General features: G+C 65.4%; 21 protein-coding genes. 4 read left to right on the top strand and 17 right to left on the bottom strand.

Annotation, left to right across the window (positions count from 1 at the left end):
* Positions 1 to 24: 24 nt before the first annotated feature.
* Positions 25 to 801 (top strand): zinc-dependent peptidase, encoded by a 777-nt coding sequence (locus tag IPI56_06510; GenBank protein ID MBK7545379.1) that lies wholly within the window; start codon positions 25 to 27, stop codon positions 799 to 801.
* On the opposite strand, the gene IPI56_06515 is transcribed toward IPI56_06510, so the two are convergent.
* From IPI56_06515 to IPI56_06530, 4 genes are all read right to left on the bottom strand, one after another.
* Positions 732 to 1,874, bottom strand: a complete 1,143-nt coding sequence (locus IPI56_06515) for a SpoIID/LytB domain-containing protein (protein MBK7545380.1) — start codon at positions 1,872 to 1,874, stop codon at positions 732 to 734. The two genes, IPI56_06510 and IPI56_06515, sit on opposite strands and share 70 nt — an antisense overlap.
* Positions 1,871 to 4,210, bottom strand: a complete 2,340-nt coding sequence (gene pbpC / locus IPI56_06520; protein MBK7545381.1) for a penicillin-binding protein 1C — start codon at positions 4,208 to 4,210, stop codon at positions 1,871 to 1,873. The genes IPI56_06515 and pbpC overlap by 4 nt, the downstream gene beginning before the upstream one ends.
* On the bottom strand, positions 4,185 to 10,583 hold the full coding sequence (locus tag IPI56_06525; protein ID MBK7545382.1) for an alpha-2-macroglobulin family protein: 6,399 nt from the start codon (positions 10,581 to 10,583) through the stop codon (positions 4,185 to 4,187). The genes pbpC and IPI56_06525 overlap by 26 nt, the downstream gene beginning before the upstream one ends.
* 77 nt (positions 10,584 to 10,660) lie before the next feature.
* Positions 10,661 to 11,707, bottom strand: coding sequence for a zinc-binding dehydrogenase (locus tag IPI56_06530; GenBank protein MBK7545383.1), 1,047 nt, complete (start codon positions 11,705 to 11,707; stop codon positions 10,661 to 10,663).
* A 145-nt stretch (positions 11,708 to 11,852) separates the two neighbouring features.
* Between IPI56_06530 and IPI56_06535 the strand changes: the two genes are divergently transcribed.
* The 3 genes from IPI56_06535 (at position 11,853) to IPI56_06545 (ending at position 13,714) form a co-directional block, all read left to right on the top strand.
* Positions 11,853 to 12,431, top strand: coding sequence for a hypothetical protein (locus tag IPI56_06535; protein MBK7545384.1), 579 nt, complete (start codon positions 11,853 to 11,855; stop codon positions 12,429 to 12,431).
* Between the two features lie 165 nt (positions 12,432 to 12,596).
* Complete coding sequence (locus IPI56_06540) at positions 12,597 to 13,106, top strand: hypothetical protein (GenBank protein ID MBK7545385.1); 510 nt, start codon at positions 12,597 to 12,599, stop codon at positions 13,104 to 13,106.
* Positions 13,107 to 13,528: 422 nt separating this feature from the next.
* Positions 13,529 to 13,714, top strand: a complete 186-nt coding sequence (locus IPI56_06545) for a hypothetical protein (protein ID MBK7545386.1) — start codon at positions 13,529 to 13,531, stop codon at positions 13,712 to 13,714.
* An 18-nt stretch (positions 13,715 to 13,732) separates the two neighbouring features.
* Here the strand turns inward: IPI56_06545 and rfbA are convergent, their stop codons facing one another.
* The 13 genes from rfbA to IPI56_06610 form a co-directional block, all read right to left on the bottom strand.
* The gene (gene rfbA / locus IPI56_06550; GenBank protein MBK7545387.1) at positions 13,733 to 14,608 is read right to left on the bottom strand and encodes a glucose-1-phosphate thymidylyltransferase RfbA; all 876 of its coding nucleotides are present in this window, start codon (positions 14,606 to 14,608) and stop codon (positions 13,733 to 13,735) included.
* Between the two features lie 16 nt (positions 14,609 to 14,624).
* Complete coding sequence (locus IPI56_06555) at positions 14,625 to 16,103, bottom strand: DUF4301 family protein (protein MBK7545388.1); 1,479 nt, start codon at positions 16,101 to 16,103, stop codon at positions 14,625 to 14,627.
* On the bottom strand, positions 16,103 to 16,264 hold the full coding sequence (locus IPI56_06560; GenBank protein MBK7545389.1) for a hypothetical protein: 162 nt from the start codon (positions 16,262 to 16,264) through the stop codon (positions 16,103 to 16,105). Before IPI56_06560 ends, IPI56_06555 begins: the two co-directional genes overlap by 1 nt.
* 2 nt (positions 16,265 to 16,266) lie before the next feature.
* Positions 16,267 to 16,566, bottom strand: a complete 300-nt coding sequence (locus IPI56_06565) for a septum formation initiator family protein (GenBank protein MBK7545390.1) — start codon at positions 16,564 to 16,566, stop codon at positions 16,267 to 16,269.
* Positions 16,567 to 16,572: 6 nt separating this feature from the next.
* Positions 16,573 to 17,919, bottom strand: coding sequence for a phosphopyruvate hydratase (gene eno, locus IPI56_06570; GenBank protein MBK7545391.1), 1,347 nt, complete (start codon positions 17,917 to 17,919; stop codon positions 16,573 to 16,575).
* 27 nt (positions 17,920 to 17,946) lie between these two features.
* Entirely contained in the window at positions 17,947 to 19,407 is a 1,461-nt protein-coding gene (locus IPI56_06575; GenBank protein ID MBK7545392.1) for a phosphoglucomutase/phosphomannomutase family protein, read from the bottom strand.
* A gap of 79 nt (positions 19,408 to 19,486) precedes the next feature.
* Positions 19,487 to 20,338 (bottom strand): methyltransferase domain-containing protein, encoded by an 852-nt coding sequence (locus IPI56_06580; GenBank protein MBK7545393.1) that lies wholly within the window; start codon positions 20,336 to 20,338, stop codon positions 19,487 to 19,489.
* 43 nt (positions 20,339 to 20,381) lie between these two features.
* Positions 20,382 to 21,347, bottom strand: coding sequence for a tRNA dihydrouridine synthase DusB (dusB, locus tag IPI56_06585; protein ID MBK7545394.1), 966 nt, complete (start codon positions 21,345 to 21,347; stop codon positions 20,382 to 20,384).
* Positions 21,348 to 21,400: 53 nt separating this feature from the next.
* Positions 21,401 to 22,450 (bottom strand): tRNA (adenosine(37)-N6)-threonylcarbamoyltransferase complex transferase subunit TsaD, encoded by a 1,050-nt coding sequence (gene tsaD, locus IPI56_06590; protein ID MBK7545395.1) that lies wholly within the window; start codon positions 22,448 to 22,450, stop codon positions 21,401 to 21,403.
* A gap of 15 nt (positions 22,451 to 22,465) precedes the next feature.
* Entirely contained in the window at positions 22,466 to 22,951 is a 486-nt protein-coding gene (locus IPI56_06595; GenBank protein MBK7545396.1) for a hypothetical protein, read from the bottom strand.
* Positions 22,948 to 24,204: a S41 family peptidase gene (locus IPI56_06600; protein ID MBK7545397.1), complete on the bottom strand. Its 1,257-nt coding sequence runs from the start codon at positions 24,202 to 24,204 to the stop codon at positions 22,948 to 22,950. Before IPI56_06600 ends, IPI56_06595 begins: the two co-directional genes overlap by 4 nt.
* A gap of 10 nt (positions 24,205 to 24,214) precedes the next feature.
* A complete protein-coding gene (locus IPI56_06605; protein ID MBK7545398.1) occupies positions 24,215 to 25,339 on the bottom strand; it encodes a peptidoglycan DD-metalloendopeptidase family protein in 1,125 nt (374 codons plus the stop codon).
* Positions 25,336 to 26,109, bottom strand: coding sequence for a hypothetical protein (locus IPI56_06610; protein ID MBK7545399.1), 774 nt, complete (start codon positions 26,107 to 26,109; stop codon positions 25,336 to 25,338). The genes IPI56_06605 and IPI56_06610 overlap by 4 nt, the downstream gene beginning before the upstream one ends.
* Positions 26,110 to 26,117 lie beyond the last annotated feature (8 nt).

The following is a 26,117-nucleotide window of genomic DNA, read 5'->3' on the forward strand; positions in this document are numbered from 1 at the left end:
ACCGCCCGCCCCCGCGCGGGACGCGTGACTTTCGCGTTCCCGTTCCGAAAGGCGCGCGCGCCCGAACCGATTCCCGCGCGCGCCCGCGCGTTGTTGCGCGCCCACGTGGCCCCCTACCGCCGCCTCGACGCGGCGGGACGGGAAGCCTTGGAGCGCGCCGCCGCCCGCCTGCGACGGGAAAAGCACGTCCAAGGTTGCGGCGGGTTTCGCGTGACGGAGCGGGCGCGCTGGACCATCGCCGGCCACGCGGCCCTCTTGCTGTTGGGCCGCGACATGGACGGGTTGCCCGGCTGGCGAACGACCCTGGTCTACCCCGCCGGTTACCGCGCGCGGGGCGCGCGGCACCTCGGCGCGGGCGTCGTGGGGGAAGAGGCGGAAGAACGCGCGGGCGAGGCAACGCGGGACGTGATCGTGCTTTCCTGGAGCGACGCGGTCGCGGACGAGGGGCGGCTGGTGCTGCACGAAACGGCGCACCAGGTGGATTTCCATTTCGGACTGACGGAGCATCTGCTGGACCGCACGGCGGCGGACCTCACGCCCTGGCAGCGGGCCTGGCGGCGGGCCTACCGCGCGTTCCGCGCGTCGGTCGCGCGGGGCGGGCGGCCCGGCCTCGACCCCTACGCCGCCGAGGACCCGGCGGAGTTCTTCGCGGTGGCGACGGAAGATTTTTTTACGGCGCCGCGGCGATGGGCGCGGCGGTTCCCGCGCCTCCACGCCCTGTTGCGCGACGTCTACCGGTTCGACCCGCTCGCCGGATCGGGGGGGAGCGCCAACGTTTCCAGCGTCAGACCGGGGAAATAGGCCCCGAGAATTTCCCGGAACCCGAACCCCGCCCGGGCGCGCCCGGCCGCGCCGTGCTGACACAGGCCCACCCCGTGGCCCAGGCCGCGCCCCGCGAAAACGTAACGATCGCCCCACCGCCGCATATTGAACCGCGTGCTCTTGAGTTCGTGCCACCCACGCCGGCGGCCCCAGCGCAAATAAAGAGCCTCCCCGCTTAAAACGCGGCTTCCCCAGCGCAATTGCTTCACGCGGCTCGAGCGGTCCCGGGCGGCGACGCTCAAGCCCCGGTCCTTGGCGCCTTTTCCGTCAAGCAGGCGCGCCAATTCGTCCGCGCGGATCTCCGTCCGCCACCGGTGGTGGGGGGACGCCTCGCAGAAATCCCGCCCGCCGTTGTCGTCCCGCACGCCGCTCTGGCCCGCCCCGCCCCGGGGCCACACGTCCTCGGCCCAGGCGGTGTGGCCGCCGCAGTCCGCGTGAAAAAACACCTCCGCCGGGCGACCGCCGCCCGTGAGCACGAGGCCCGCCGTCTCCGGCGCGGCCCGCTCGACGTTCCCGCGCACGCCCCGTCCCCGGTACACTTGGCAGTGGGCCAAATCGCAGTAGTCGGCCTCATCGCGCCAATGGCGGCCCCGGTTCCGCGCGACGAACGTCCGCCCGACCACCAACTGGGCTTTGATCGCCTCCGTGGGCCAGTCGCTCGGGACTTCCTGGGCGGTGACGGAAAACAAGAGCGGCTCCTCCCCGAGGGTGTTGACCACGCGCAGACGCCCCGCCGCGCGATCCACGGTCACGCGGCCTTCGTAGTCGGCCTCGAACCCCCGGGGCGTGCGCAGGCGAAGGGCGCTCCCCACCGGCCGCAACACCAGCTTCGCCGCGACGCCGCGCGCGGTCCCGTCGGTCCAGGACACGCCCGCCGCCGTGCTTTGCAAGGACAGTCGCTGGGCGCGGCGCCCCTCTTTGCCGTCGATTTCCAAGACCAGCGGGGCGGTGATCTCCACCGCGTTCGGCAATTCTTTTTGAAACAAAAGGACGCGCACTTCGGCGCGAAGCGCCCCGGCGGCGAACGCCAAAAGAAACAACCACCGCTTCACGGCCGCACCACGAATTCCACCTGGTCCAGCCGTCCGCGCGAATCCGTCACGACGACGCGGTGTCGGCCCGGCCGGGGGTCGATGGCGAGCGGCTCATCGGGCCGGGCGCGGCCCAACAAAAAGCCGTCGAGGTACCAGTACACCGGCTCGTCCCGGCGGGACACCGCCTTCAGGGAAATCTTTTGCCGCGCGGACGAGAGCGCCTCCGTCACGCGGTAACCGCCGCCCGCGCGCGGGCTTTGGATTTTCAGCTCCGCCGCGTCGTCCACGGCGGAACAGCGCGGGTTGTGCCGCGGCGGCGCCGACCCCGACCGGCCCTGCCCGCGCAAGAACGCCGCCACTTCCGGCGGCCAATAACGCACGACCCGCTCGGCGTAATCCGAACGCCGTCCCGTCATGCATACCCGGCACACTTCGCGGCCCGTGCGTTTCTCCACCGTCACCACCCGGTGGAGCCCGCAGGGGGACGGGTCGCTCCGGCCCGGAATGTAAACGTCCTCGCGGGAATTCCCGCACCCCGGCCCCCACGGCTCGCCGCTTTCGGCGCAAACTTTCCGCGCGGCGACGCCGGCGGGTCGCGCGAACCACACGTCGCGGTGGCGCGTCCACTCGTTCAGGATTTCGGTCAAAAGGGGCGCCGCGGCCTTGGACCCGACCAATTGGCTCGAGCCCCGCGCGTCGACGTTTCCGAACCACACGCCCACGGTCACCTCCGGTGTGAAACCCACGCTCCAGGCGTCGCGCAGTCCGAAGGACGTGCCGGTTTTGTAGGCGAACCGGCCGCGGTTGGCCGTGAACTCCCAGGATTGGGGCAAATCGGGCCGAAGGAGGGTCGACAACATGGAGGCCGTGATGTGCGCCGCCTCGGGGGAGAGAACCGGCCGCCCCACCGGGTCGGTCGCGCCCGCGAAAAATTGCAGGGGCCGCAGCCGGCCGCCGTCCGCCAGGGCGGCGTAGAGGGAGACGGCTTCCTCCAGGCTCACGGGAAACGCGCCCAGGACCACCGACAGGCCCGGGTCCGCCCGGCGCAACCGCGCGCCGAAAAGGCGGGTCTCTTCCAAAAACCCGGCGAGCCCCCGCGCCCCCAAGCGCCACTCCATATCCACGGCGGGGGTGTTGAGGGACAGGGCCAGTGCCTCCTCGGCGGGGATCGGCCCCCAGGCGCGCCGTTCGAAATTGGCCGGCTCGTAGCCGTCGTACTGGCGTTCCACGTCGTGAACCAGCCGCCGGGGGGTGATCAGCCCCTCCTCCACCGCGCGGGCGTAAAGGAAGGGCTTCAACAACGAACCCGGGGATCGCGGGATCGCCGCGCCGTTCACCTGCCCGCCGTGCCCGGCGTCCTCGAAATCCGGGGACCCGACATAGGCCAGCACGCGGCGGGTGGCGTTCTCCACCACGATCACCGCGCCGTTGTGAACGCCGTGCCGCCGCAGGCGGCGCGCGGCCCGGGCCAGGCGGTCTTCGCAGAACGCCTGGAGTTGGGGGTCCACGGTGTAACGGCGGACCCCCGCGGTCGTTTCCCGGCGGGCGCGCTCCACCAGATGGGGCAAACGGCGCGGGTTGGGAAAGCGCTTCGTCGGAAGCGGCGCGGTGAGCGCGGCGGCGCGGTCCGCGGCCGAGAGGCCCAGCCGTTCGCCCACGCGCGCCAGCACTTTCTCGCGCTGGGCGCGCGCCGCCTCGGGCCGCCGGTCCGGGCGGAACAACGCGGGGGACTTGGGCAGGCCCACCAACAGCGCGCTCTCGGCCGGGCTCAGGGCCGCCGGGGGTTTGCCGAAATAGAGGTAGGCCGCCGCGCCGACCCCTTCGATGTTCCCGCCCAGGGGGACGCTGTTCAGGTAAACCTCGAGAAGTTCGTCCTTGCCGAAGGCGCGCTCCAATTGAAAAGCCCGAAAGATTTCCACGCATTTGCCGCCCAGGGTGCGCCGCTTGGGCTCCATCAGCTTGGCGACCTGCATGGAAATCGTCGATCCGCCCATCAGGACGCGCCCGCGACGGAGGTTCGACAGGGCGGCGCGCCCCAGGGCCACGGGGTTGACGCCGGGGTGGCGGTAAAAATGCCGGTCTTCGTAGAGGAGGAAGCCCCGCACGAGAAAGGGGGACATGTCGGACAGGCGAAGGCGCAGACGGTATTTTTCGCCGGGGGAAAGGTCCAGCCGCGCGAGGCCGCCGTCGCGGTCCAGGTGGAGCGTGGAGTAATCCGTCTCCAGGAACTCCCGGGGCAGGGGGAAAACGACGTTCGCGAGGGTCCAGAACAACGCCCACAGACTCCCGGCGAGCAGCGGCGCCGCCGCCCAGGCCCAACGACGGCGGTTACGGTTTGACGTCGGCCACCACAAGGGGCTTGTCTTCCGATCCTTCGCCGCGGACGTCCGGGTCGTACATGGCCTCGGCGAAGGGGTTGGGCACGACGTAGCGGCCCGGCGTCACGGCGCGCACGGCGTAGGAAAAGGCGCGTTCGCCCGTGAACCCCTCGGTGAAGAGCAGGATCCGGTCGTCGCGGATGTCCTGGTAGGCCGCGTTAAATCCGCCGGGCGGATCGAACCCCAAATCCCCGCGCGACCGCAGGCGGGGGTTTTCAATTTCAAAGCCGCCGGGCAGGAGGTCCACCACGACCACGTTGCGGGCTTCCTTCGCCGCCGTCACGAGCAGGGACACGACCACCAACTCGCCCTGGGGCACGTTGGACAGGTTCACCTCGCGTCCCTGGACGTCGCGGTAAACGCGGGTCACCGAGAGGCCCGCCGCGCGGGGTTTCGTCGCCTTGGCCAAGGGCGTGCCCTCCGCCATCAGGTGATAATAGGCCGTGGCCGCGCCCGTGTTCGTCAGCTTCAATTTTTTGCCGGTCAATCCGACGTCCGCCACGGAGAGGTCCCGCCCCTCCAGCGTTCGGTAAGGCTGGCCGTTGGCGGTCACCGCCACCTTCACGGCGGCGTTGGACGCCGCGAAGGCCCGCCCCAGGGCCATCAGGGCCCAGGCGTTCTCCTGCGTCGATCCAAAATGGCCGTTCTTCATAAGGCCCCCGAGGTAATCGACGATTTGCGTCACCCGCGGCGAGGCGGGATCGGCCTCGGCCAAGGCGGCGAGATAAAGCGCCGTGTTGCGTGCGGGGGAGTTGAAATCCCCGAACTGCTGTCGGTAGAGCCAACGGCTTTTGAAATCGGGCGTCAGCAATTTCAAGGCCGTACCCTTGTCGCCCAGGCGGCTGTACGCCAGGGACAACAGGGTCCGCTCCGTTTCGCTGATCTGGTCGGGCTTGCGGCCCGCGACGACGGTCATGGATTCACGGTCCGGCTGGCCCAGCAACGCTTTCAGGTAAAGCAAGTACGGGTCCAACGCCAACCGGCTTTGGTCTTCCCGGCCGCGGCGGTCCAAACGGCTCTCCGCCATATCGGCCGCCAACGGGGCGGACAAGGGGGCGGGCGGCGCCTCCTCGCCTTCGCTTTCGTACGCGCCGTCGCCTTCGTACTCCCCCTCGACCTGATCGTCCCGCCCCTCGGCCATCTCTTGAATATCTTCCCAGGGGATTTCCACCACGCCCTTGGTCAACAGCGTCCGCAGGCGGGACATCACGACCGGGTTCACCCGGTACCCCTGGCTCTGGGCCTCAATCAGGAAATGCGACACGTAGTAGGTGAGCCAGCGACCGCCCGAGCGTCCGCCCGGCCAAAAGGAAAACTCACCGTTGGGCAACTGCAATTTCTGCAAGCGGTCCACGGCGCCCTGCACATGGGTGTCGATGGCGTTGGCCCGTTCCCCGAAACGCCCGGTGGAAAAGCCCAGGTCTTTCAAGTACAAAAGCGGAAAGGCCTGGCTCGTCGTCTGTTCGGCGCAACCGTAGGGGTAGGCGATCAATTGATCCAAGGCCCCCAGGTAACGGAACATCGGGTTGGCGGAGAGGTTGAGCCGCAGCCGCTGGCCGAAGGGGATAAAGCCCCCCGGCACGTCCAACTCCACCGAGGCCCCGGGTTGGAGGGCGCCCTGCTTCATCACGGTCTGGAGGGACGCCGCCGGCCGGACGCTCAATTCCTCAACGGTGCGCGCGGTCTTGTCGTTGCCCTGGGCGATGATCGTGATTTTGGCGACCCCGGCGTCGGCCGCCGCCCGGAGGGGGAAGGCGATCCGCGTCTGGCCGTCCTTCGCAAGATCGACCTTTTGCGTGGACGCGGTCGTCGCCACGGGGCCTTCGGTTTTGAGGGTCACGGTGAAGGTCCCGGCCCGGCCCGTCTTGTTGAACACGTCCACCGGGACTTGGAACTCGTCGCCCGGGGCCGCGAAACGCGGGAAAGACGGCTGGAGAACGATGGGGTCGGCCACTTCCACCGAACGGGCGGCGGAACCGAAGCGGTCGCCGCGCACCACCAGGGCCATGACGCGCACCTCGCCGTTGAAGCCCGGCGTGTCCACGTGCCAGCGCACGCGCCCGGCCGCGTCGGGGGACAGGAGGCCCGACACCACCGCCATGGATTTCTTCTTCTTGGCCTGCACCGGGTTCAAGTGCCGCCGTGTGAACTCGCCGCCGTCGCCGCCGCCCAGGGCGAGCTTGCGGGCCTCGAGGTCGGGCAGCAACAGGTCCATCAGGCTGTACGTTTGCGTCGTCAGCCCGTTCTTGCGGTAGAAGAAAGCGAGCGGGTCCGGCGTTTCGAAACCGGTCACCTGCAACACCCCTTCGTCGACCGCCGCCAAGACCACGTTCGTGCGCGCGGGATCGCCGTCAACGGAAAGCGCCACGTCGATGCCGTCGGCGGAGGTGGCGACCGTCGGCGTGTCCCAGGCCACGGGGATGGCCCGGGCCTTCGTCTCGACGCTGAGCGGCACGACGCCGAAGGACTCCATGGGCAGGGTGTCGAGCCGGTCGTCCGGCGGCCGGACGATGAGCCCCACCACGTACATGTTGGGAATGTAATCCGGCTTCACGGGCAGGCGCACCGTCGTTTCGCGGCCGGTCATTTCGATCACGCGGGTTTCGTAGACCCGCTCCCGCTCAATCGTGAGGAACAGCTTGCCGGGGAAGGGCGCGCGCACCAACGCCGTGACCTCCTCGCCCACTTTGTAATCCTCTTTATCAAGAACGATCTGGAGATTTTGGGGCGTCTGGAGGTTCGCGGGTTCCGATCCGGAACCCAAGATGTTCACCGTCACGCTGGAACGCACGCCGCTGGGGCCCACGAGGAGGACGGTGTACTCGCCTTCCTGCGTGGGCTTAAAGACGGAAGCCGTCGGTTTCGCGGGCAGGTCCTTCATCTCGTTCAAAACGACCTCTTCGTAGCTGGCGGACTGGTAATAGTTCCGTCCCCAGGACCCGGCCCGGAAGATGGAGTACCAGGATTTCCGGCGAATGACCACGCGCGCTTTTTCGACCGTCACCGGCCGCCCGGCCGGGTCCACCGCGAGCAGATTGAATTTCACGTCCTGCCCCACGCGGCGGGGACCCGCGGCGTCCAGCTTGAGCCCCAGATAGTGGGGGTACACATGGACATCCACCGTTCCCGCGGCGCTCACGGGCCGACCGCCCGAGTCAAAAACTTCGCTGTAAATGTACGCCCGCAGGGCCGAGGGCGGTTTCATTTCCGGAATGGGAAGCGCGTAAACCTTTTCGCCCTTTTCATCGGTCGCGGCGTCGCCCAGATCCACGGATTCGTCGGAAAACGATCGGTTCGCGTCCTGGAACACGTAATCCGGGTAGGCCGGGGCGGAAAAGATCCGCGAATAAAAACGCACCGTGCTCACCACCCGGTGGTTGACCGCCGGGGGGCCGAACATTTGCCGGGCGCGGACGGTGAAGGTCAGCGGCTGTCCCGGCGCCACGTCCTCGGCGGGGGGGGCCACGGCGACCTTCAATTTATCCGGAATGAATTCCTCCACTTTAAGGGACGTCGATCCCAGGGGGCGCGGCACACCCGGCTGCTCCAAACGGACGTCGTAGGCGCCCGTGAGGGCGTCCAAGGGAAACGCGACGTTGAAAACGTACATGCCGTTCGCGTTGAGCCGGGCGTCGGTCCGCGCGTACTCCGTTCCGCGCGGGTCGGTCACGACCAATTGCACGGGCACGTCCGGCGGCAATTGCCGGTCGGCCGTGCGCACCACGGTCGTCAGGAAAGCCGTCTCGCCGGGCCGGTAAACCCCGCGTTCCGGCGTCAAAAAGGCCTCCAGGCCCGTCCGCTGGAACGGGTCGCCGCCGATGGGGAACTGGTAGGCGTTCTTTTCGGTCCGCTGGAAAAATAGGAAGGAAAAGTCGTCCTCGCGCCGCGCCACGAGGAAATAGGGGTTGAACTTGTAGGGGTGCTTGCGCCAGTTTTCGAACACGGCCCGTCCCGCCGCGTCCGTGACCTGGCTGTCCATCGCTTGGTTCGTGTCGCTCATCAGGTCCACTTTCACGCCTTCGGCCGCGCGCACGTCTTTCACCGTCACCGCCCACACCCACAGGTCGTCGCCGGACTGTTTGGCCACCAACCCCAAGTCGGTGCAGAGGAACCAGCCCGTTTCCCGACGGTAATACTCCTTGGGATCGTAGACCTCCACCTGGAACAACCCTTTGTAGGGTTCTTTCTGGAACGCCGCGAGGCCGATGCGTTGGCTCACCTCTTCGTTGATCTCGCCGCTCTCCACCCGGTAAACGCCGTCGTACACCTGTTTGGCGAAGGGGGCGCCGTACTCGTTGTTCAAGAACGGCAGCAGATTGTTGCGGAAAATCTTGGAGATCCGCACCCCCACCGTGTCGAGGTTGACGGTCTTGACGGCCAAAACTTGCGGTCCGGACAAGGAAAGAATGTTGCCGCGCCGCGCGAAGGCGATGGACGGCGGCAGGTCCGCGATGCGGACCTGGGCGGTGTGGGGCAACGGCATCCTTTCGCCGCTCTTGGCCACGAGGCCGGAGGACACATACACCCTGTAGTTGACGTTCGGCTTGAAGGGCCCCCGCAGGAGCGCCATGGCGTACTCGGTCTGGATGTCCAGGGGCAGGGGCGGGTCGACGAACAAATGCCGGGCCACCTGCTCTTTGGAGATCGGGGTGTTGAAAAGCACGCTCACCAGCGTGTTCCCGGGCTCGTGCCAGAGGCGGACTTCCGTGACCTGGGGTTTGGGTTTTTCGGGAAGGGCCATCAAGGTTTCGTAATCTTTTTCCAAGGGCTCGGTGCCGTCCACGCAGGGCAGGCCGGCGGGCAGGAAAAGGCGGATTTTTTGCGGCCGCGCCGCGGGTTTGACGCCTTCGCTTCGGAAATAAAAGCGCGTGGGTTCGAGGGCCCGCTCCCAAAAAACGGGCAACGGGAGGTCGTCCTTGGTCACCTTGGCGTCGCGCCGCAGGATGTCCAGGGCCACGGGGTGGTTGAAGGTCACCTCGCCGACGACCTCCATGTCCTGGGCGGTGATGGCGTCGACGTTGTAATAGACCCGCGCGCCCGTCACGTTGAAAAATTCTGTGTGGAATTCCGTCGACGCGCTCCCCTGGACCCGTTTCGCCGTCGACACCAGGCCCGTTCCATCGAACTCGACCCGGTAACGGGTGGAGGGCTTGAGAGGCCCCGCGGGCACGAACACGACGGAGGTGGGGGAATCCTGCCGGTACGAGCCTTCGAGCGGGGGGGTGATCTTAAAGCAGTCCAAGCGGCGGGCGTCGCCCAGGCGGGGTTTCACCTCGCCGGAAAAAGCCACGCGGATCGCGACCCGGTCGGCGACCTGCCCTTTCGGCGTGAACTCGACGACGGTCACGTGCGTCCATCGGTAAAGGAAACGCCCCGCCGGGATCAGGACCGCGAGGGCCCCGAGGGTCACCAGCGCGCGGCGAACCCCCGTTCGATGCCCCGCCAGGGCCCCGGCGCCCCGCGCCCACAGAGCGCCGCCCCAACGATCAAGCGCACGGCCCGTTCCCGCCAGGGCCTCGCGGGCCTTCGCCGCCGACCCGAACCGGTCGCGCGCGAGGGCCGTCCAGCGGGCGGCCCGGGCCCAGGGTTCGCGTCCGCCCTCGACCTCGGCCCTTTTCCAGGCCTCCCAACCGCCTTTGAAAAACCCGATCAATTCTTCCCAATAAACATGAACCCAGGGAACGGTGAAAAAGAAAAAGAGCGCGCCGTGGCGCGCGCCGTCAAGGAAGGGGCGAAGGAGCACCCACCCCGTCGCGAGAAGCGCCAGGCCGACGACATAGCGCAACGGCCGGGCGAAAAAACGTCGACGGAGAAGTCCGGCGGCGAGGGGAAGGAGCAGGGTCAGCCAATAAAAATGACCGGCGATCCAGGCGCGGTTCTGCGCGGCCGCGCGGGGGAACAAAAAACGAAACGCCAAAAATCCGAGAGTCGCGGCCAGAACGTACCCCAGAACCGGCCGCCAACGCCCCGTGGTTTTGGCGCGTTCCACCCCGTGCTTGACCAGCGCCAATAACGGATCCAGGGCAAACAGGACCAGAAGAGACGCCACGAACAGGAAGGTGAGGACGAAAAGGAGCGTGGGGGCGGCGCCCCCGGGGAAGAGACGGGAATCGAACACCAGCGCCTTCAACAGGAGGACGAACAGAACCGACGACACGGGCCGCGCGGTCGCGCCCGCGAGGAACCGTCGCGCGACCGCGGCGAGCAGGCCGGCTCCCGCGGCGACCATCCACCCGTGGGCCAGGAAAAAACGCAACAGCGCCACGCCGTCGCCCCACCGCGCCCAGGCCAAAGCCCCGCCGTAGAGGGCCCCGAACAACGTCCCCGCCGCGCCGAATCCTTTTTTCATAAATCGCCTCGTGATTGGAATGAACAGTGAACGACGGGGGAATCATAACAAAAACCCGGTCCCGCCGAAGACCGGGATCAAAACGCGGGGATCGAGACGGGAACGGCGGGATCGACCGCCAAAACGATCTTGCCGAAATTGCGGCGCTCCTCAAGACGCCGTTGGGCCGCGCCCAGGTCCGCGAGAGGGAATACGCTGTCGATCACCGGATGAACGTGCCCCTCGCGCCAGAGGCGCGCGGCCTCGGCCAAGGCGTGGGCGACCCGGAGGTTCACCGGATCCAACCGGAGCAGGCCGAGCCCGAACACCACGCGGGAGGCGTTCATCATCTCCAAGGGCCAGAACACGGGAAAGCGAAGCAGGTTGATGAGGCTTTTTAAAAGGTGAAATTTACGGTGGACGACAAAGGAGCTCGCGCCGTACAGCCCCAATCGCCCGAAGGGGGCCAGCAAACGGTAACTCCGCCGCAGGTCCCCGCCCCCGATGGAATCAAAGACGACATCAAAACCGTCGCCCCCAACGGCCCGCCGCGCCGCGGTCGCCCAATCCTCGGTGTGGGTGAAACAGGCCTCGGCCCCCAGGGCCCGCAGGCGCTCGTGCTTGCCCGACCCCGCAACACAAAAAACCCGCGCCCCCGCGCGCCGGCAAAACTGCAAAAGCGCCAACCCCACCCCGCCGCCGGCGGGGCGCAACAACACCGTTTCGCCCGACGCGATGTGGGCCTGGGCGTGCAAGAGCAAATAGGCCGTCAAGAAATTAACGGGAAACGCCGCGCCCTCCACGAAGGAAAACTCATCGGGCAAAGCCCGAACGAGTTCCGGCCGACAAACGACTCTTTCAGCGAAACCGCCGTGGCCCGGCAAAAAGGCGCACACCCGCTCGCCCGGCGGGAAGAAACCGCCGGCGGGCGCCGTCTCCACCACGCCGGCGACTTCCATGCCGTGAACGGCGGGGGGGCGGGGTGAGTCCTTGTGCAGCCCCTGGCGTATAAGGACATCCCCGAAATTGAGCCCCGCGGCGTGGACGCGAATTCCCAACTCCCCCGGACGGGGAACGGGATCGGGCACATCGCTATAAACCAGGCGGTGGATATCCCCGTATTTAGTCAAAACAACGGCTTTCATCGGTGTCTCATTCTAACAATTTAGTTTTGTCGGGAACTTTTGGGGGCCAAAAGCGTATGTATCTAAATCAGAGGTCATATATGACTCGTTTTAGTATAATTCGATTTCGGCCGCCATTCACGACCGGCGAGCCGGTGGAGGAATCATGAAAAAATCATTCGTCTGGGCCTTCGCGGCCGTTGTGGCGCTCGGGGTATCCGTCCGAGCCATGTGCGGTAAATGCGAAGGAAAGGATTGTGAAAGCAAGAAAGCCGAGATGGTGTCGACCCGCGTCGGCGAATTGAAGAGCCAATTGAACCTCACGGCCGACCAGGAAGCGAAAGTGAAAGCCGCCATCGAGGCCGAAGTCGCCGAGAAATGCGACCACAAAAAAGCCATGCATAAAAAGATGGACCACACCCACGCGGACGCCGGCGCCAAAATCAAGGCCGTCCTCACCCCCGAGCAACAGGCGAAACTGGATGAAATCCACGGCAAAGGCGTGATGCCTTGTTGTCTGGAAGCCGCCAGAAAAGGGGAGAAGTGCGAGAAATGCGCCATGAAGGGCCCCAAACCCTGCTGTCTGGAAGCCGCCAAAAAAGGGGAGAAATGTGAAATGTGCGCTGAAGTCGGCCTGAAACCCTGCTGCCTCGAAGCCGCCAAGAAGGGGGAAGCCTGCAAGAAATGCCCGCCGAAGAAAGCCGGCTCCTGCTGCCCCATGACGGGGGAATCGAAGAAGAAATAGTTCGCATTGTTTTTCAGTCCCCCACCCCTTCGGGGGTGGGGGTTTTTTTTATCCACAGACCCCCGCGTTGGACGCGTTTCTTTATTTTCTGTACAATTTGAGTGCATTAAGTGGTTTTTAATTTGGTTTTCTGCTCATTTATGAACAGAAAAAGGGTGGATAACTGTGGATAGACTTAAAATACGGTTCCGATCGGGCGAGCGGGAATTCGAAGCGGAAGGGGAAAAAGACACGGTCCGCGCCCATTGGGAAGAGGCCCGCGCCTGGCTATTTAAGGAAGAAACCAATGAAAAAGGCCGCAGCGCTCTCCCCCCGCCAAGGGAAGAAAAGCCGCTCCCAAACACTCTCTTTGACGTGGACCCGGGGCGCGGCGCGGTCCGCCTGCGGGTCCTCCCCCCAGGCGGACCGGGAGGGGAAAGGCTTTCCAAGGCTTTGCTGTTGTTGCTCCATGGCTATCGCGACCTCCTCGCTCAAAACGAAGTTCCGGCCATTCGACTGGCCGAGGATCTGCGCGTGTCGGGCTTCGCGGGCGTACGACGCCTCTCCCGCGCCTTCGCGACCCTCGAACAAAAAGGGCTCGCGATTCGCGCCGGCGCGGGCAAGGGGTCGCGGTACAGGGCGACCAACCCGGGACTGGCAGAAGCCCAGTCCATCCTCAATACCCTCGCCTCTTAATTTTTCAATTGTCTCAGGAAGTCCAAACGGGGTGATGTTCTACCAACGAGGTAAAGCCTAGGGCCTAAATCGGGATTCGTCAAGGGCCAGGGCCAATTTGGAGCCGATTCGATAGTGTCCGATAATATATATTATGTTAAATTATATCGACCAACGACCACAAAACGAGACCAACAATCAAACGTATGTTTGTAGTGTAAATTGTTGATTATCAATAAATATTGTTTATGAATTGATGTTAATTGAAGTTTTTTTAAATTGGCGGTCTTTTCCCGAATTCAAATCGATATTTTTCCGAAATCTTTCGATTTAACTCGGGTTACGACTTGACAATATTTTTTAGAAACAACATGATTTGGATCATGGCTTTCTGTCGCGGAATAAATTTAGATATAGCTGCAACCATAGCTTAGGAGGCTACCTTGTTCACCATCGGCGAGTTCAAAGGCAATATGGTCATCAGCATAAAGCAAAACGAATCCGACCGCTTTGGCGTGACGTTTGGTCTCACCAAGGCCAAATTGATTTTGGATCACATCGAGGACATTCGGAAGTTCTACGAGGAAAACAAAGAAAAGATTCAGCGCCGCACAAAACCCGCCGCTTAAGGCGCGGCGGGAGGATAATTAAGCCGCCCCCCCCTCCAACAACCGAAGAAGGTACTGGCCGTATTCGTTTTTCTTCATGGGTTCGGCCAGCCGGCGGACATCCTCGGCGTTAATATACCCCTGAGCCAAGGCGATCTCCTCCAAGCAGGCCACTTTGAGGCCCTGCCGTTCCTGAATCGTCTGGATAAAAACCGCCGATTGCAAAAGCGACTCGTGGGTCCCGGTGTCCAGCCAGGCGACACCGCGACCCAGGCGTTCCACATTCAATTTCCCCTGGGCCAAATAGGACCGGTTGACGTCCGTGATTTCCAATTCACCCCGGGCGGAAGGCCGCAAACCCGCGGCAATGTCCAGAACCCGATTGTCGTAGAAATACAAACCGGTCACGGCGAAGGATGACTTCGGTTTGGCCGGCTTTTCCTCGATTGAAACCGCCCGGCCGGCGGTGTCAAACTCAACGACCCCGTAGGCTTCGGGATTGCGCACCGGGTAGGCAAAGACCGTGGCGCCATTCTCCAGAGCCGCCGCCAAACGAAGCCGCCCCGCAAAACCGTGACCATAAAAAATATTGTCACCTAAAATCATTGAAACACAATCATTTCCAACAAATTTACGGCCAACGATAAAAGCCTGAGCCAGCCCCTCCGGGCGCGGCTGAACGGCGTATTGGATATTCAACCCCAGCCAGGATCCATCCCCCAGGAGACGAACAAACCCATCCTGTTCGTGGGGGGTCGTTATAATAAGGATATCTCGTATTCCCGCCAACATGAGGACCGATAGGGGGTAATAAATCATCGGTTTATCGTAAACGGGCACCAATTGTTTGCTGATGCCGCGGGTCAGGGGGTAGAGGCGGGTGCCGGAACCTCCGGCCAGGAGAATGCCTTTCATAGCGTGGGGGATGATATCATTTCACCGGGGTCCGGTGCCCCGGACGCAGCAAATCCGTGATGGTTTTGACGGGGTGGAAGAACCCGGCCGGCATTTCGACGAAAACGGTGTTCCAGCCCGCCATGGAGCCGTTCCACAGACCGGGCCGCTCCAGGACGCGGATCGGTCGCCCTTCGTACTTTTTGGCCGATACGATGGCGGCCGATTCGTCCACGTACCGCCGCAGCGGAAGGGGTCGTCCGTCGGGGCCCCGCGTCGAAACCGCCATGTCGACGGGATTGAAGTAACGCGACCGTTGAAAGATGGCCCGCTGGGCGGGCGAGGACGCGACCTGGGCCTCTTCGACGATTTGCCGCGTCGCCCCTTCGACGCCTTTCACCCAAAAGGGACCGCCGCCCGGCTCGCCCCGGTTGGGGACCACGCCGCAGACACGCCAGGGGCGCTGCAATTCCCGCCGCAACCACTTTCGAAGATTCGCCCCTCGGGGCGGGCGCCGTCCCAGCGTGGCCTCAAGAAAAAGAGCCGCTTCCCGCTCGGCGGCCGGTTCCCCCCGGGCCAAGCCGCGATCCAAAGCGCGGGACGCTTCCACCAGGGAGATCAAGCGGCCGGCCAGGGCCCGCCGCCAGAGCCGAGCGCGGCCCCGGTGGGCCCCCCGCCCGACGTTGTCGATGTTCCGGATGAAAATGGCGTCCGCCCGCAGGGCGTTGAGGTTGTCCAAAAGCGCGCCGTGGCCCCCCGGACGAAACAACAAACCCCCGTCGGAACGGCGGGCCCAGCGCCCGGCTTCCGTTAACGAAAGCGTGTCGGTGGCGGGGTTTTGGATGGAAAAGGAGACCGGGACCCCCGGAACCGACCGGGCCGCCCGCCGGAAGGCCGCGTGGTGAGAGGGCGACACGGTGAAATGCGCGTGCGATCGGCGCGGGGCGGTGGCCCCGGCGTCGCGCAGGTGTTCTTCGAAGGCGGTGCGAATTCCGCCGCGGTGCCCGTGAAAGGGCAACAAACCTTTGGGGTGGTGCGCCAGGCCGCCCGGCGCCAGCAATTCCTCCAAAATCGGCCCCCATTCCCGGGCGCGCAGCAAACGGGACACGGCCAATCCCCGCCGACGCAACCGACGGGCCAGAACCTTGTGAAGGGCCAAGGCGGGCAACGCGCGAAAGAAACGGGCGGCGTCCCCCCGGGCGAGGCGATGGGGCGGAACCCCGGTCCGTCGGGAATCCCGAAACAGGGCTTCCAGGGGAGCGAACAAACGGGAGGAGGCGCCGGAAGCGGGCGTAAAAAAAGCCAGGCGCCATCCCGCGGCGCGAGCGGCCCAAAGGCGGCGGTCCGACGGGGACCAACGCTCGACGCCGTCCCCGACCGCGCAGGGGCGATCCAGCCGTAAAGCGGACGGGGGACGCAGGAGAAGCGCGGCTTGACGAACCGCTTCCGTGGGGCTGAGGCCCCGGCGGCGAAGGTCACGACGATCCCGCGGGGTGAGGGCGGGCGCGCGGAGCACTACGCTTCGACGGGAAGGGCGGCGATGTCGATGGAGTTGGTCCAAAGGGTGTGACAGACGCCGCATTCGAAATATTTCACATCGCGGCCCTTGTCACTGCGGGATTGTTTCACTTTCACGTTGCCTTTGGCGTTGCATTTGGGGCAGGGGGTGTCGGACATGGTCAGTTCTCCTTCGGGGCCGGGGCGGCCCCGTCGTCGCTCACGAAACGGAATTCGATTTCGTCCGGCGCCACAAAACCGAATTCACGGCGCGCCGCCATCTCAATGAAAGCGGCGTCGTTCTCGGCGCGGTCCCGCCGCGCTTCCAGCTCAGCCACGCGGCGACGCGCGTCGGTCAGGCGGAGGGACAACCGGTCCAATTCCCGCTGCCGGGTCCAAAAGTTCCGCACGGCGCCCCCGGAGACGGCGATGGCCAACAGGGCGAAGCCCGCGGCCCACCACACCGTTCGCCGGCGCCGCACCGGGTTTTACCCCCGCTTGAAGGCGGCGACGCCCGAAAAGGAGGCGGCCGCGCCGAGGGATTCCTCAAGGCGGAGCAATTGGTTGTACTTCGCGATGCGCTCCGAACGCGAAGCCGATCCCGTCTTGATCTGTCCGGCGTTCAGCGCCACGGCCAAATCGGCGATGAAGGCGTCTTCCGTTTCGCCGGAGCGGTGCGAGATGATCACGCCGTAGCCGGCCTTTTGGGCCATTTGCACGGCGTCCACGGTCTCGGACAGGCTGCCGATCTGGTTGACTTTGACGAGGATGGCGTTGGCCACGCCCCGCTGGATGCCGTCGGACAACCGCTTCGTGTTCGTCACGAACAAATCGTCGCCCACCAACTGGACTTTGCCGCCGATCTTTTCGGTCAGGCGCTTCCAGCCGGACCAATCGTCCTCCGCCAGGCCGTCCTCGATGGAGACGATGGGGTACTTGTCCACCCACTCTTTGTAGAAGGCGATCATTTCGTCGGCGGAGCGGTCGCGGATGGCCACTTCCCCCTCCAACCGGTACTGGTCGTTGGCGAAGAATTCGTTCGAGGCGCAGTCCAGGGCGAGGAAAATGTCCTTGCCGGGCTTGTAACCGGCGTTCTGGATGGCCTGCAGGATCACCTGGATGGCCTCCTCGTTCGATTTCAAGTTCGGCGCGAACCCGCCCTCGTCGCCGACGCCCGTGTTGTATTTATTGTCCTTGAGAACCTTTTTCAGGGCGTGAAACACCTCCGCGCCGGCGCGCAGGGCCTCCCGGAACGATCCGCCCGCCACGGGCATGATCATAAACTCCTGCATATCCACGTTGTTGTCGGCGTGGGCCCCGCCGTTCAAAATGTTCATGAGGGGCACGGGGAAAACGTACTCTTTCGACTTGATGCCGAACGTCCGCCGGAGGTGCGTGTGGAGCGGGACCCGCGCCGCGACCGCGGCCGCCCGCGCCACCGCCATGGAAACGCCCAAAATCGAGTTGGCGCCGAGCTTGGATTTGGTCTCGGTGCCGTCGGCCGCCAACATCACGCCGTCGAGGGCGCGTTGGTCCGCCGCGGCTTTTCCCTTGAGCGCCGGGGCCAACACCGTGTTCACGTTCGCGACGGCTTTGCGCACGCCGCGCCCCAGATAACGGTTTTTGTCCCCGTCGCGTAATTCCAGCGCCTCGTGGGCGCCGGTCGAGGCCCCCGAGGGGACCGCCGCCCGGCCGGTCGAGCCGTCCGTCAGGACCACATCGACTTCCACCGTCGGGTTTCCCCGGGAATCCAAAATTTCACGGGCGAACACGCCCTTCACGCGCGCGCCGGCGGACGCCGCGGTTTTCTTGCTGACGGTTTTCTTTTTGGCCATCGGGGATCTCCTCAAGAAGAATGAAATTTATTTCGCGGCGCTCACGCCGGCCAACACCCGGCCGGCTTTTTCCAGCGCCTTAAGCTTGGCGGTGTCCTGGGTTTCCAGGTAGACCCGCACCACGGGTTCCGTGCCGGACAGGCGCACGCCGATCCAACTGCCGTCCGTCAGGATGAATTTGTGGCCGTCCGTTTCGACGATGCGGCGCACGGGGAATTCGCCCAGGCGGGTCGGCGGGTTGTGCGCCAGCTTTTTGCGCAGGTCGTTCATTTTTTCCGCGGTCAGGTGGAAATTCAAGCGTTCCGTGTGGAAGGTCCCGACCTCTTTGGCCAACAGTTCGATGGATTTCCGCAGCGGGCGTTTGGTGATGGCGACGATTTCCGCCGCGAGCAGACAGCCCAAAACGCCGTCCTTTTCGGGCACGTGGCCCCGGATGGAGAGACCGCCCGACTCCTCGCCGCCGAGGACGAAATGCCCCCCCCGCGAGGGATAGACGCTGTTTTCGTGGGCCATGACATCGCCGATAAATTTGAAGCCCACGGGCGTCTCCTGAACGGTCAGCCCGTGTTTCTTGGCCACCGCGTCGAGGAAATGGGACGTCATGACGCTGCGCGCCACCACGCCTTTCCAACCGCGCGTCTTGACCATGTGGTCAAGCAGGAGCGGCAAAAACTCGTTGGGTTGAATCATCGTGCCGTCCGCGTCGACGATACCGAAACGGTCGGCGTCGCCGTCCGTGGCGAGGCCGAGGGGGGCTTTTTCTTTCGCCATCACGGCTCTGAGTTCCGCCAGGATCTCCGGTTCGGGGGAGGGGCTGTGTCCGCCGAACAACACGTCGCGGTTCATGTGCAACCCCACCACCTGCACGCCCGATTCTTTCAAGAAGGCGTCGAGGTAGCCGCGGCCCGCGCCCCAGAGACCGTCCACCGCCACTTTCAGTTTCCCCTTTTTGAGGATCGAGCGGTCGATCAGGCTTTCCAATTGTTTGAAGTAGGCCGGCTGCGGGTCGTGGGGCACGATCAGTCGCTTTTTGATGCCGACCGCCTCCCGGCCGGTTTTGGGATGGGCCTCCCCCGACAAATAGGGCTCGCAGCCCGCCTCGATACGCTGGGTGATCTGGGGGAGCGCCGGACCGCCCCAGGCCGAGTTGAATTTGAGACCGTTGTAAGTCGGGGGGTTGTGGCTCGCGGTGATTATGATCCCGCCCGCGGCTTTTTTGTGAAGCACTTCAAAGGCCACCACGGGGGTGGGCGTGTCGCGGACGCACAACAAGCTCTCCATGCCGTTGGCCGCCAGGACCCCGGCCGCGGTCTTCGCGAAATCCTCGGACAAAAACCGGGTGTCGTAGCCGATCACGACGGGCTTGTTGTGGAGCCGCTCCTCCTTCAAATAGTCGGCGATCGCCTGGACGGCGATGCGGACCCGAGGGAACGTGAACTCGTCGGCGAGGATGGCCCGCCAACCGGAAGTGCCGAATTTTATGGCCATGGAATGGACGCTTTCTTGACGATAAATGAACGCGGGGGCATGGTAGCACACGGCCCCCCGCCTGTCAATTTGTAACGGTCTAAGGAATGTGTCGACGGAGCCGGCGGATCAGGGCGAGCTCCCAACGCAGGCGCCAGGGCAACGCCCGCTCTTTTTGGCGCAGGCGCGCCACGACGGCCGCGTCCGGCGCGGCCCGCGGCGGCGTCGACAAAAAATAAAAAAAATCCACGAAGGCGCTCGCCACGGCCTCAAAGGGCCGATGGATTTCCTCCCGCGCCAGGGAAACCACCGTCGAAATCGGGAAGGCCGCGTCCAGGGAAAGCGCGTAATCGCGCAGGGTGAGGGGGGGGGCCCAGCGGGCGAGGTCCTGGACGAGGAGGCGCCGGGTCACGGCGGATTTGAGAAGGCCGAAATCGAAGAAATACACCCCCCCCTCCGGCGCAAGGAGGTCGTTGATCCGACAGAAAACGCGCCGCAGGTCCGCCTCGGAGGCGGCGTGGTGGAGGGCCTGGGTCGACAGCACCAACCCCACGCTGCCCGCGCGCAAACCCGGCATCTCCCGCGGGTCTTCCTCCACCGTGTGCACGTTTTTGAGGTGGAGTTCCCGCGCTTTTTTCTTGATTTGATCCAGAAGGGGCGCCGACCGATCCACCGCCAGAAACCGGGCGGAGGGATACAGGCGCGCCAATTCCCACAACAGGGGGCCGGGGCCGCACCCGAGGTCCACCACCGTGTCGTTCGGGCGGATCAAGGCGCTCAGCCGCTCCAGATGGTGTTGGGTCATGGCCGAAGTGGAGCCGCCCCATTCGTACCCCTTGAGGTAGGCCGCCACCTGGGCCTCGCCGTCCATGGTTTCCCGGGGTTCGGGCACCCGCAGGGGCCGGGCGGTGGTCCGCTTTTCCGACCACAAGACGGGCAGGAGGGGGATCACGGGCGGGAACGGGCGGGAGTGGCCGCCACGCGCATGGGAGCGCTCATAAGGTTCCCATCGTATCTTTCCCCTCTACGGAAGGCAAGAACGACCCGCCCCGGGCCTCGAACGAGGCTAGGAACTCCAAAAACTCCGCGTGCCGCTCGATGCGGTTGGCCGCGCCGCGAAAGGCCGCCGCGTGAGGCAGGCCGTGCACGTAGGACGGTAAATATTTCCTCAACCGCCGAAGGCCCAACGATTCCCCGTAGTATTCCACGATCAGGCGCGCGTGCTCGCGCAAAAGGTCGAACCGCTCCCGCAAGGAGAGCGGCGCGGCGTGGCCCGCCGCGGCGCTCAAGAGCTCGCGGAAAAAAAAGGGATTGCCCACCGCGGCCTGTCCCACCAGAACCCCGGCGCACCCCGCGTCCAACATGCGGCGCGCGTCTTCAATGGAACGCACCCCCCCGTTGCCGAACACGGGGAGGCGCACCGCGCGGGTCACCGCGGCCAGTGCCTCCAAGTCCGGCGCGCCGGCGTGGCGCTCCTCGCGGGATCGCGCGTGGACGGCGACCGCCGCGGCGCCCGCTTCCTCCGCGATCCGGGCGAACCGGGGCGCGTGGTTTTCCCCCCGGGCGAACCCCAGGCGCATTTTGACCGTGACGGGCACGCGCACCGCCCGCGCCATGGCCGCCACGCAGCGCGCGAACAGCGACTCGTCGCGCATCAGGCTCACCCCGCCGCCGGATTTTGTGATTTTGGGCACGGGGCAACCGCAATTGAGATCGACGATGTCCGCCCCCGCCGCCTCCGCGGCCCGCGCCGCCGCGGCCAAGCGATCGGGGTCGTTGCCGAAGATTTGCAGGCTGACGGGGTGTTCGTCCGGGTAGGTTTGCAGCATGCGACGGGACCGCTCGTCGTCGAAATGGAGGGCGTTGGCGGAGACCATCTCCGCGCAGACGAGCGCGGCGCCCCCCCGCCGGCACAACCGCCGGTAAGGGGGGTCGCCGATGCCCGCCATGGGCGACAGCACGAAGGGATTGTCCAACCGGACCGGCCCAATGGCCGGGGTGGGCAGGGGAGCGGTCAGCGCCAATTCGCGACCGCGAGCGTGGAATTCACGATCAACGGTTCGGCGTCGAATTTCTTTTTCGTCTGGTGAAGGTATTTGTAATACCCCGCCACGGCGATCATCACGCCGTTGTCGGTGCACAGGAGCGGTGAGGCCATGTGGATCTTGTGGGTTTTGTGTTGCGCGGTGAACGCCGCGCGCAGGGCGCTGTTGGCGGCCACCCCCCCGCAGACGGCGATGTGTTTCAACCCGACCTTGTCGGCGGCGGCGAGCGTCTTTTTGACCAACACTTCGACGACCGCGGCCTGGAAGCTCGCGCACACATCGGCCATTTTCTTCTTGGACGCCATCACTTCCGGGTTGTCGCGCAGATAATATACGACCGCGGTTTTCAACCCCGAGAAAGAGAAATCGAACCCCCCGTCCATGAGCGCCCGCGGAAACGCGATCGCCCGCGAACTGCCTTTGTGGGCCATGCGGTCGATCACGGGCCCGCCGGGGTAACCCAAACCCATCAGCTTCGACACCTTGTCGAAGGCTTCGCCCGCCGCGTCGTCGCGCGTGCGCCCGAGAATATGGTACCGGCCGTAGTCTTGGACGTGGATCAATTCCGTGTGGCCGCCCGAAACGACCAACGCCAGATAGGGCGGCTCCAAGTCCGGATGCCCCGGCAGGATGGAGAGCAGGTGCCCCTCCAAATGGTTCACGCCGATGAGCGGCTTTTGATAAACCCAAGCGAGCATTTCGGCGACCACTTTACCAACCAGCAAGGAGCCCATGAGCCCCGGGCCGACGGTGGCGGCGATCACATCCACCGGCAACGTTTTGGGGAAGGGAGGCAAACCCCGCCCCGTTTGCCCCTTCAGGGCGGCCTCGATGACGGCTTGCGCGTTCTCCACGTGGGCGCGGCTCGCCAACTCCGGGACCACCCCGCCGTAGGGTTGGTGCACGGGCACCTGGCTCGTCACCACGTTCGATAAAATGTGCCGGCCGTTTTCGACCACCGCCGCGGCCGTTTCATCGCACGACGTTTCCACTCCCAACACGCGCAACACTTTGGACATCGTCCCTCCCGGAAATTACGACAAAATAAAAATCAGACGCTGATAGATCCGTGCCCCTTCGCCCAGTTCCAAGAGCCACCGGCCCGCTGTCGGGGCGTCGTTCAAAACGACCAAGCGTTCGTGGTGGAGGCGGGGAGCCAGTCGCGCCAAAAATCGCCCCGACGAAAAACCCCGCCGCGCGCGGATCTCCAGGGTGCTTTCCACCCAAACGGAATCCCCCTCCCGCCGCTCGGCGTTGTAGGCTTTGAGAACGTCCGCGTCGCCCACGCCGGCGTCGGACAGGAACGCCCGCACCCACCCTTGGGTCGCCGCCGCGCGCGCCCCCCAGTCCCGCTCGGGCGCCCCCGGCACGGTGGGGGCGGTCGCCCCCGGGACGGCGCGCTTCAGCGAAGGTGCCCAGCGCGCCCGGGACACCCACAGGGCGATCCCCCCCGCGCACAAGGCGGCGATGAGGAACAAATCCAAAAGGATTCCGCCCCGGGAGGCGCGCGGCGCCTTCATTTCCCCGCGTGGAAAACCGCTTCGGCCTTCAGGATTTGCACCGCGCGCTCCAAAACCTCGTCCTTGACGCGGTCTTCGTCCTTCACGACGGAGCGGGGCGCTTTGTCCTTGGAATAAATCTCGTCGGCCTGGGCGTACAATTTGGCCTCGGTTTCCTTGCTCACGGCGATGACGATGTCGGGCGTGACGCCGCCGGCTTTGGTTTTCTCGTCCCGGTGGATGGAACGCCCGGCGGGCGTGTAGTACTTGGCCACGGTCAAACGCAGAGCCGAGCCGTCCTCCAGGGGGATGACGGATTGCACGCTGCCTTTGCCGAAAGTCTCGGAGCCGATGATCACCCCGCGCCGATGGTCCTGCACGGCCCCCGTCACGATTTCCGAGGCGGAGGCGGATCCGCCGTTCACCAAGACGGCCAGGGGCACGTCCCCGAACGGCGCCCGGCTGTCGGCCAGGAAATCCTGCCGGGGCTGGACGCGGCCCTGCGTGTAAACGATCAACTTCCCATCGGCCAGAAACAACTTGGACACGTCCACCGCCGACGACAAAAGACCGCCGGGGTTGTTGCGAAGATCCAGCACCAAGGAGCGCATGCCCTTCGCCTTCAACTCCTTGAGCGCTTTGCCCAAGTCCGCGGCGCTCGTCTCAATGAACTCGCTGAGACGGATGTAACCGATGGCCGGTTCCACCAAAACCGATCGAACGCTTTGAATTTTGATGATCTCCCGGGTGATGGTGAACACGCGGGGTTCCTTGTCGCCCTCGCGGGCGATGTGCACCGTCACTTTCGTGCCGGGTTTTCCGCGCAGCAGGTTGACGGCGTCCTCCACCCCCATCCCCTGGGTGGAGGTGTTTTCGATTTGAATGATTTTGTCCCCCGGCAACACCCCGAGGCGGTAGGCGGGGGTGTCGGGCATGGGGGTGATCACCGTGAGCCAGTTGTCGCGCACGGCGATGCGGATGCCGAGACCGCCGAACTGGCCCTGGGTCTCGGTGCGCATTTCTTTCAGCGCCGCGGGCTCCATGAACTGGCTGAAGGGATCCAACACGCGGGCCATGCCCGCCGCGGCCCCGTAGACCACCGTCTTCTGCTCGACGTCGTCGACGTATTGCTCCCGAATCGTTTGAAGAATGTCCACCAACAAAGCGATTTGACGAAACCCGTCCTCCACGGCGGAGCGCGCCGGGGCGATCCACGCCCCCGCGACGATCCCCGCCGCCAAAACCAACCCGCTCCACTTTTTATTTCGGCTCATGTTCCGCTCCTCATCTCACCCAACGTTCCGGGTCCACGGGATCGCCGTCCACCCGCATTTCAAAATACACCACGGGGCGCCCCGCGTCGTCGCGCCCCGCGCGCCCGACGGCCTGCCCCTCGGCCACTTTTTGGCCCGCCGCCACCGTCAACTCGCCCAGGTTCGCGTAGATCGTGTGCAACCCATCGGCGTGGCTGACCAGCGCCATCAAACCGTAATTCATGAACGGACCCGCGAAGAGCACCTCGCCGGGCTCGACGGCGACCACGGCGCTCGTCGCGGCGGGGCGCAACCGCACGCCGTTGGAAATCACGAAGGTGTCCAATTCAGGGTGGTGCGTCCGCCCAAAACTCTCGACCACCGGCCCCGCCACCGGCCATCCCACGCGACCCCGCCAGCGGTCCGCGGCGGCCGCGCTCTTGGGACGCGCCGTCGCGCGGTCCCGGCGCTCCTTCTCCAGCAAATCGTGAATCATGCGCTCAAAGCGCTGGGCCGAGGCGCGCAAATCGTCGATCTGCCGCGCGAGCAGCGCGCGGCGACCCTCCTCGGTCCGCGCCATACTCCGCATTTGGTCGCGCGCGGATTCAATGCGGCGCTCATCGCGGGTCTTGGTCACGCGCAGGTTGCGCAATTCCTCTTCGATCCCCAACAGTTGGTCCCGGATCGCCACCACGCCGGCGTGGTTCTCGACGGCGAAGGCCAAACCCGTGACGCGGTCGCTCAGGACCGCGGCCTCGTACACCCACACCGGGAACAAGCCTTCGGCGCCCACCGTCCGCGCGCGATAATGCGCCGCGAGGAGCCCGGACAGCTTGTCCTCCCACGTCCCCAAACTGCGGCGCGAGGCCCGCATGCGTTCCTCCGTCGCGGCGCGCTTGCGTTCCGTTTCCAGCAGTTGGCCTTCGGTCGACTCGAGCGCGCGGCGCGCGCCGTCCAATTCGCGTCCGATGCGGTCGGCCTCATCCCGCAATGTGCGGGCCCGCCGGTCCGCCTGGTCTTTTTCACGGCCTTTTCGCTCCAGTTCCGATTGCACGCGCCGCAAACGTTCGCGTTGCTCCTCGACCGTCTCGGCGGCGCGTCCGGGGCCGGTCCACATCATCAAGGCCACCAAGGCCCACGCCCAGCGGTGGATCAAACGGCGCGCCCCAGCGCCGCCAGCGCGCCCACGAGCGGCGCGGCGATCAACGCGGCGGGATCAAATCCCCCCACCCAGGCCCACGCCGCCCCCCCGCCCAAAACCCCGCCCAAGGCGGCGATGCCGGCGCCCCACAAAGGGTCCCGCCATGGGAACGGAGCCAAGGTCCAAAACAAGAGGCGGGCCGCCCAAAAGAGAAGGACCCCCGCGGCCGCCGCGAGCGCGGACTGAACGCCGAAACGGAATTGTTCCCGCAGCCGTCTCAAAAGGGCCAACCGCTCGAGCCGGGAACGATCGTACCCCACTTCGGCCACGCCGTCCAAACCGGCCACCCGATCGCTCAAGGGGGTCAACAGGTCGGGCCGGAGCATCGCGGCGTCCCACTCGATTTCAAACGAATCGGGCAACGGGTTTCGCGCCGTGAGGTCCAATCCATCGGCCAGAGCCGGCCACCGTCGAGCGCGCTCCAGGGCTTCTTCTTTGGAGACGAAGCGAGACAATCGCACCCCGGGGTTGGCCAACAAACGCCCTTCGAGGAACGGGCGGTCGGCGTGCTCGTTTAAAAAAACCACCCAACGGAAATCCCGGGCCTCGCGCGCCAGAAACGCGTCCGTGAGCGTTTGGGTTTGACGCAAAAGACCGCCTCCAAACCCGGCGGCCGCGCCCAAAAGGGCCACGCCCGCCCAGAACGCGCGGCGCGCCGGACGCGCGACAAGGCGCGGCGCGCTGAGAGGATGGCGCTCGGAAGGCGTGAAAAGGGGCGAGGGCATTGGAAAAC

This window comes from Elusimicrobiota bacterium (assembly GCA_016706425.1).
Lineage (GTDB): Bacteria > Elusimicrobiota > Elusimicrobia > FEN-1173 > FEN-1173 > JADJJR01.